This is a genomic window from Bacillus sp. TH25, assembly GCF_016650935.1.
In the GTDB taxonomy this organism is placed as follows: domain Bacteria; phylum Bacillota; class Bacilli; order Bacillales; family Bacillaceae_G; genus Bacillus_A; species Bacillus_A mycoides.
Genome location: NZ_JAEKEU010000029.1, coordinates 1 through 7391 on the forward strand (window position 1 = coordinate 1; position 7391 = coordinate 7391).

Consider the following 7391-nt stretch of genomic DNA (forward strand, 5'->3'; position numbering starts at 1 on the left):
TTGCAATAAAGTTACTTGCTCCATGTGAACAATGGACTGAATTGTTACATAGCACAATAAAGCTGGAACAAGCCAAATACGATTAATTTTCACTTTACGTTCTTTCCCTTGCATTAAAACGATAATAAGAATAACAACGATAATATCCAATTAAATCCCCCCTATTTACACGTTTCCCTTTAAAAATTATATTCTTCTTTCTTTATTCGATACTTGAAATACAATAGCTACATTAAATTGTAAAATATGGAGTGTTCTTTTTCATCAGTCTTAAGCATTATTTATAAAAGTAAAAAGACGTACTTTTTACTCGTACGTCTTTTAGTACCTGTATTCAAAACGAGTACATTCATGAACCCGTTTAAATTGTTTTCTTATCTCTTCTTTATTTTCACCGGTGTAATGAGCAAATGTTTGAACCGGATTTAACTGTTTTATATTACTATTTATTACATCTTTTATTTCATCTGTATGATCAGAATATACGTGTAAATATGAATCTACGTTTACAAAAGCATTTTTTTCATACCATCCATGTACCCACAGATTGTCTCTAGTCCATGCTTCCAATCGATTTAGCTTAAGTTCTTTAGCCATCTTTTCTGCTTCATTTAATAGTTGATTACCAATTCTCCTTCTGCGAAAATCGGGATGAACTGCAATATGCCAAATCATACCGCCAAGACCAGTTCCTCTTGAACAAACAGTACGTTCTTCTAATTCGTATTCAATATCTATTAAACCCACTATTTGATCTTCGTGTACAGCTACTAATTCAATAGCAGGATTTTCATATTTTTCTTTCCCTCTAAGTACATTGTCATAATATGCTGTATCTAAAAAAGATAACGCACGGCAACGTACCCAGCCTATTTCGTCTTCTTTTTTATATGTTCTAATTTTTATATCCCTGTAATTAAAAAACTCCTTCTATTTCTACCATGAATTTTTCAGGTCCTGCCCCTTTATTTGATGGAATAACTAATGTAATTCCTAAGTCTGGATATACGGCCGAGCGAAAACTCACGCCTGGATCATATCCCATTACATGATATTTAAAAATATTTCCTTGTCTTTTCTCAATCCATATTCCATAGCCGTAAGACTGGCTATTATTCACCAAAATATGAGGAGTTAAAAGTAACTTCGTATATTCGCGGCTTAATATTTCGTTGTTAAATAGAGCTTTCCAAAATTTCACCATGTCTGGTGCAGTAATATAAGCACCACCATCAGAACCTCCTTTTATGGGTATAGAGTATGCATTTGTTCTCCATTTTTGACTATTTGCATCCTTTATATATCCGAGAGCTGTATGTTTTGGTAAATTATCTAAAGAGAAATAGCCTGAATCATTCATGCCAACTGGAACAAATATGTTTCTTTCTATATATTCCGTAAATTCAAGTCCTGTCTGTTGTTCTATAATTAATCCAAGTATAATAAAACCTGCATTATTATAGTAAAACTTACTTCCTGGTGTAAACATCATATTACTGTTTTGGAATAATGGTAAAAAGTCTTTTAAACTTTTTAAAAGATACATAGGGGTCTGTTTCCAAAGATCTTCAAAGTTATCCATGATACTTTCATCAAAATAATCTGGAATACCTGAACTATGCGTTAAAAGTTGATGTACTGTAATATCTTCATTAAAGTTTGGAAATTTAATATGTAGACAATCTTTTAACTTTGTATGAAAAGTAATTAAACCTCTTTCAACAAGTTGACAGATACTGATAGCAGTGAATAATTTACATCCTGAGGCAATTCCAAATCTTGTTTGCAGTGTATTGTTTATACATTCACTTCGGTTAGCATATCCAAATGAATTTTCATAGATAATATCATCATCTTTTTTTATTAAGACTACCCCAGAAAGATCTATATTCTGATGTATTTCTTTTACAATTTTCTCTATTTGATCTTTTGTTTTTATCATAATAACCACCCTTGTTTATTGGTATTGTTCTTTCCCCTTATTATTTTTCCATATATAGGGGAAAGAAACCTCCTATTCAACCCCCTATGTTTCAAATAAAAACCAAGGGAACTATTTCGAATTTATTGATTCAGCCGAATATACCTTAGACTGCGATGGTAATAAAGTAAACACGCACAATATGATAGTAATAAGTAGCATTACCAATACTCCTACAATGACTACAAGTTGTATAGAAGTGAATTGAGTTGCAACGCCGAACAGAATCGTTATAAAAATTGTTAAAACGGCTATAACGAGCCCGTATATACTCCCGATTCGTCCCATCATATGAACCGGAACGTTATTTTGATAAAATGTGTAAAATCCTGTATTTGCATATGCCATAGAGAAAGATAAAACAAAGAATCCGATAGCAGCTATTAAAAACTCACTTGAAAAAGCATAAATCAAATATCCGATTGCAATGAATAATGATCCTATCCCAATTAGAAATGAAGGTGCTAATTTTTTTGATAAAATTGTATTTGTTATGGCTCCTAAAATAAAACCCGCACCAGCGGTACTAACTAAAAAGCCATACTCACTATCTGTTAACAATAAAACTTCTTTCGCAAATGATAATTCAAGTGAATCAATAGCGGTAGCTAATACCATCATCCCTTGAAATAAGAAGTAAACACAAACAATATACATAGATTTTTTACTGAAATTTAAAACTATGTTCCAATCTTTCTTTAATACAGTTAGTGATAATTTATCATTGGATGTATTAGAATCGTCTTTTTTATCAAGATTAGGTAAAAGTAATGTAATGAACCCTGATAGCAAAAATGCTATAGCATTCATATATATAGCAAACTCTGGTGTACCAGTTATTAATAATATCCCCGCTACTGCTGGACCAATTAAAAATGCACCAGATCCTATTAAACTACGTAGTGAGTTGAAACGTTGTCTTTGCTCTACTGGAATTAATTTCGTCATATATGTCATAGCAGTTGGTTCATAAATCGCACTGGCCATGCTTATAAAAAATACTAAGAGATAGACAATCCAAAGGGATGGAACCAAGGGTAAAATAGCGATAAATACTACTCGATATATATCGAGGTGAATCATTAACTTTCGTTTATTTAAACGATCTATCATACTTCCTGACCAAGCGTTTGTAAATAAAGTGGCGAATGGTTTTATCACATATAAAGTAGCGACAGCTAAGGCTGAGCCACCCATATTATAGACAAGTACATTCAGTGCGATTAAATAAATCCATGCACCTAAATTCGCAATACCAACTCCGGACAATAGTAATAAAGGATATTTCCAATCTTTAAGTAATTTTTTCACTTTAGGCACCCGCTTTCTAAATTGTTTTAAAACAATAAAAAAATCCCACCCCCAAGACTTTTAGTCTTAGGGACGAGATTTATCATCGCGGTGCCACCCTAGTTTGTTAATATGTCGCCATATTAACCTTATCAGGTACGGCACTATTTTCATGCTTATACCTTATCTCTATAACGGGAGCTCCCGTCACACCATCCACTTTTAAAAGGTTCCGATGTGCTGCTCAGAGGCTTGGTTCAATAAAGAATTTTTGCTCCTTTTCAGCTAAATGGAGCTCTCTGTGAAAAATTCATTTTATTTACTCTTCTCTTCACTGCATTTGGTTTTTTCCATATTATCACATAGGTTTTATATTGTAAATAATTAAAAAGAATAATCAGTTTTTTTAAAAAGTAAGCATCCTTTATAATTTTATAACTTGATTTTTTATTTATTAGAAAATACGGTGCGTGAAATTACTTGTAACTCTAACAAAAAGAGCCTATTATACTATAGACTCTTACAAAATTCGATATTAATTTGTACTCGCTTCTGCTAATGGTTCTAGAGGCGGTTCCAAATCTAGTTTTAAAGTATCCCCTTCTTGTATTTCTTGTCCTTTTTCAATACTTTGACTCGTTACATACCCTGCACCTGTTGTTTTTAAATTTAATTTCAATAACTTAGAGAAATACATAACATCACGTATTGACCAACCTTTTAGGTTAGGCATTTTCACATTATTTCCCACTAAAAATATGCGATCTCCTTCACTCATTACCTCGCCAGTCTGTGGAAATTGTTTTATTATTTTTCCTTCTCCTAATACTACCGGTTGAAGTTTCGCTTTTTCTGCAATGTTTTTCACAGTATCCATCGTTTGATTTACATAATTTTGTACTTTTATTTCAGATTGCTTTGTTGCATCTGCCATTTTCTTTTCTGTATATGGTTTCACTTTTAAATATTCTAGACTATTTTTCATAACTGGTTTAAAAATTTCAGCAAGAGGTTGAGCACCGTATTCATTCCCCTTTAATTTAGGTTGCTTAATGGCTAAATATACGACTAATTGCGGATCATCAATTGGAGCCATTCCTAAGAATGAAAAAATATAATTATCTTTCCCTTCCATATATCGTCCATTTTCAGGATTCGGAATTTGCGCTGTCCCTGTTTTACCACCAATCGGATAACCATCAATTTTATACATCGTTCCCGTTCCTTTTGATGAAGTAATAACTCGCTCCATTAAGTTCCTTACCTTATCTGCAGTTTCTTTTTTAATCGGATTCCCTATTTCTTTAGGTTGATTTTCCATAATAACTTGTTTATTTGTTGGGTTTACAACCTTATCAACAATATAAGGTTGCATCATTTTCCCGTCATTTGCTATAGCTGTGGCCGCTTGTACGATTTGAATAGGAGTTACAGTTGAGCCTTGGCCGAAAGAAGTAGTAACTTGTTGAATTTGAGTATTTAACAATAATGTATTTTTACTTTCTCCAGGTAAATCTATCCCTGTTTTTTGATTGAAACCAAATTTATTCATATATTGCTTGAATTTATTTGGTTTCAGTAACTGGTCTTCTAAAATAGAAAAAGCAACGTTCGATGACCTTTCAAACCCTTCATCAAATGTAATTGAGCCCCATCCATAGCCGCCATTATGATCTTTAATCTCTGCTGAACCAACTGCGTATTTTCCTGATTGGAAATATTCTTTCCCGTTATATACACCTTCATTAATTGCAGCAGCTAATGTAAAAACTTTCATTGTAGACCCTGGTTCGAATGCATTCGCAATTGGATCGTTTAAAAAATATTCAATGTCTCCTTTGTTAGGATTATAACTAGGCTTACTAGACATTGCTAAAATCTTACCTGTTTTTGGATCCGCAATAATACCTACTAACATAGAAGGATCATAGTGTTGCGCAGCTTTATTCATCGCGTCTTCTAAAAAACTATTAATTTGTTTATCAAGCGTAAGGTATACGTTATTTCCATTTTTAGCAGGTTCTATTTTTCCTATATCATTTGTAAGTGGGATACCATTTCGTGAACCTACATATTTTACATTTCCGTTTGTAGAGCGTAAATATTTATCCAAACTTTCTTCAAGCCCAAACTTGCCCTCCGCATTACCTTTATCATCTGGTCTTGCAAAACCAAGTATATACGAGGCGAAGTCTTCATTTGGGTATACTCTGGCTTTTTCTGTTGTAAACGATACACCTGGTATTTTCAAATTTTTAAGTTCTTCCTTCGCTTCTCTAGATAAGTTACGTCCAATTTTACCAATTTCAACTTGCGTACGTCCTTCATGAAAATTTTTCATGATCTCCTCTTTATCAACTTCAAGCGCATCTGCTAAACGTTGTGCAGTATCTTCTTTATCTTTTAATTTATCTTTTCCTTTTAAGTTTACAACGATGCGATATGTCGTTGAGTCTTGGACTAATACTTTACCGTTTTGATCATAAATTGTCCCGCGATTTGCCTCTAAAACTCCATTTTTGTTTTGTTGTTCCTTCGCAAGATCCTTTACATTAACATTATGCACGACTCCTACTGCTTGAATATAAAATATACGTAAAAGCATAGTAAGAAACAAAACAATAAAAGCAATCATCATATATCGAGCGCCTTTATTCGTTTGAAGTTTATGCATACTAATCTCCTTTCCTTTACAATGCATTAATGCGAAGATGCGCTACTAAATATATTCTTTAATATAGTAGATACTATATTTTTCGAAGTTTTTTTACTAATTCCTCTATAACAATAAGAAATCAAATTCTGTTGCTATTTATTTTTTATTAATTTTGTATTTTTTAATATAAAATACGGTAAGTGAAATTTAAGAATCTTCAAAAAAAGAACCTACTTTTTGTAGGTTCTTAAGATTAAGCTATATGGTTATATTTCTCTAAAAATGGCAACCGTTTTGCTACTAGTGCATACATTTTGAAAATAAAACTTGCTAACGGTTCAAATATACGTGCGCTTTGCATCACTAATCCACTTGTAATAAATGTTAAGAACGCAGCACCAAGTATATCTAGAGGATAATGAACGCCTACGTACATGCGTGATACACCGACTAATATTGCCCATATTAACGCGATATATTTAAGTTTTTCTCCTCTTAGAATAAATACGAAAGCAATCGAAAATACGAGTACAGAATGATCACTTACAAATGATGAATCTGCTGCATGCGGTACTAATTGATTTACATGATGTGTTATAAAAGGACGCGGATGGTAATATACCGCATGTATAAGAACATTTACTAATAATGCAATACTAACTGAAAGTGTCGTATATAACACTGTATATTGTTTTCTAATTGCATTCTCTTTCTTTCCATTATTGAACCATAGGATAAGCATGAATAGAATAGCTACATATGCAGCACTATTTGTAATAGCGATCATTAGCGTATCTAATAGCTTGGATGATCCAGCAAAGTTATTAATCCATTGAAATACTGTGTAATTCATATTACTCTCTCCTTATTATTACTCATTGTACTTTAAATAAAGATACAAGTGTTCTTGATTTACACAGTATACAACATCAATATGAAAATGGGCTTAAACTTTTCTCATCTAATTCTCATTTTATTACTATTCATTTGACAATCGTGTAACTATTTACAAGAGCTAAGTATGTATAAAGGTTGTAAAACATTTTAAATAGTATAGTAAACACTCTATGCATGAATACAATACTTAACATGTTCATTTAAATATAATTTCTCTGAAATCATATTTTCATTCCATACGAAGGGCAATATTACCGAATTGTTCTCCTTGCTTCATTCGATTTAAAGCTTGGATTACTTCTTCTAATGGATATACTTTATCAATAATTGGTTTAATATTATGTTTCTCTATAAAATGAACCATCTCATTAAATTCTTCACGGCTTCCCATTGATGTTCCCATAATATCAATTTGATTATAAAATAATGCTCGTAACGGTAATTCGATTTTATCCCCTGAACTTGCACCAAAGTTAACGATTCTTCCATTTGGTTTTAATATATCAAAATATTTTAAGAAAGTCGCCGGACCTATACTATCTATAATTAAATCCACTTTTTCTCCAT

General features: G+C 32.1%; 6 protein-coding genes, 1 pseudogene and 1 other annotated feature. All 7 genes and pseudogenes read right to left on the reverse strand.

Annotation, left to right across the window (positions count from 1 at the left end; translation table 11 throughout):
• A pseudogene (locus JFT89_RS14375) lies at positions 1-150 on the reverse strand (DUF1453 domain-containing protein); the annotation flags it as partial.
• Positions 151-321: 171 nt separating this feature from the next.
• Complete coding sequence (locus JFT89_RS14380; RefSeq protein WP_201040270.1) at positions 322-906, reverse strand: GNAT family N-acetyltransferase; 585 nt, start codon at positions 904-906, stop codon at positions 322-324.
• Between the two features lie 10 nt (positions 907-916).
• The gene (locus JFT89_RS14385) at positions 917-1942 is read right to left on the reverse strand and encodes a serine hydrolase domain-containing protein (protein WP_016095466.1); all 1026 of its coding nucleotides are present in this window, start codon (positions 1940-1942) and stop codon (positions 917-919) included.
• A 111-nt stretch (positions 1943-2053) separates the two neighbouring features.
• Entirely contained in the window at positions 2054-3292 is a 1239-nt protein-coding gene (locus JFT89_RS14390; RefSeq protein ID WP_033706840.1) for an MFS transporter, read from the reverse strand.
• A 65-nt stretch (positions 3293-3357) separates the two neighbouring features.
• Positions 3358-3615: a binding site (T-box leader), on the reverse strand.
• A 191-nt stretch (positions 3616-3806) separates the two neighbouring features.
• Positions 3807-5945, reverse strand: a complete 2139-nt coding sequence (locus JFT89_RS14395; protein ID WP_201040268.1) for a penicillin-binding protein — start codon at positions 5943-5945, stop codon at positions 3807-3809.
• Between the two features lie 235 nt (positions 5946-6180).
• The gene (locus tag JFT89_RS14400) at positions 6181-6780 is read right to left on the reverse strand and encodes an undecaprenyl-diphosphatase (protein WP_016095469.1); all 600 of its coding nucleotides are present in this window, start codon (positions 6778-6780) and stop codon (positions 6181-6183) included.
• Between the two features lie 273 nt (positions 6781-7053).
• Positions 7054-7391 (reverse strand): zinc-binding dehydrogenase (locus tag JFT89_RS14405; RefSeq protein WP_201040269.1); only part of this gene is annotated, 338 nt, incomplete at its 5' end.

What these genes read in the sequence shown, in the direction of transcription:
- JFT89_RS14395 (WP_201040268.1), bottom strand. Translation starts at nt 5,945, where the DNA reads ATGCATAAACTTCAAACGAATAAAGGCGCTCGATATATGATGATTGCT.
- JFT89_RS14385 (WP_016095466.1), bottom strand. Translation starts at nt 1,942, where the DNA reads ATGATAAAAACAAAAGATCAAATAGAGAAAATTGTAAAAGAAATACAT.
- JFT89_RS14400 (WP_016095469.1), bottom strand. Translation starts at nt 6,780, where the DNA reads ATGAATTACACAGTATTTCAATGGATTAATAACTTTGCTGGATCATCC.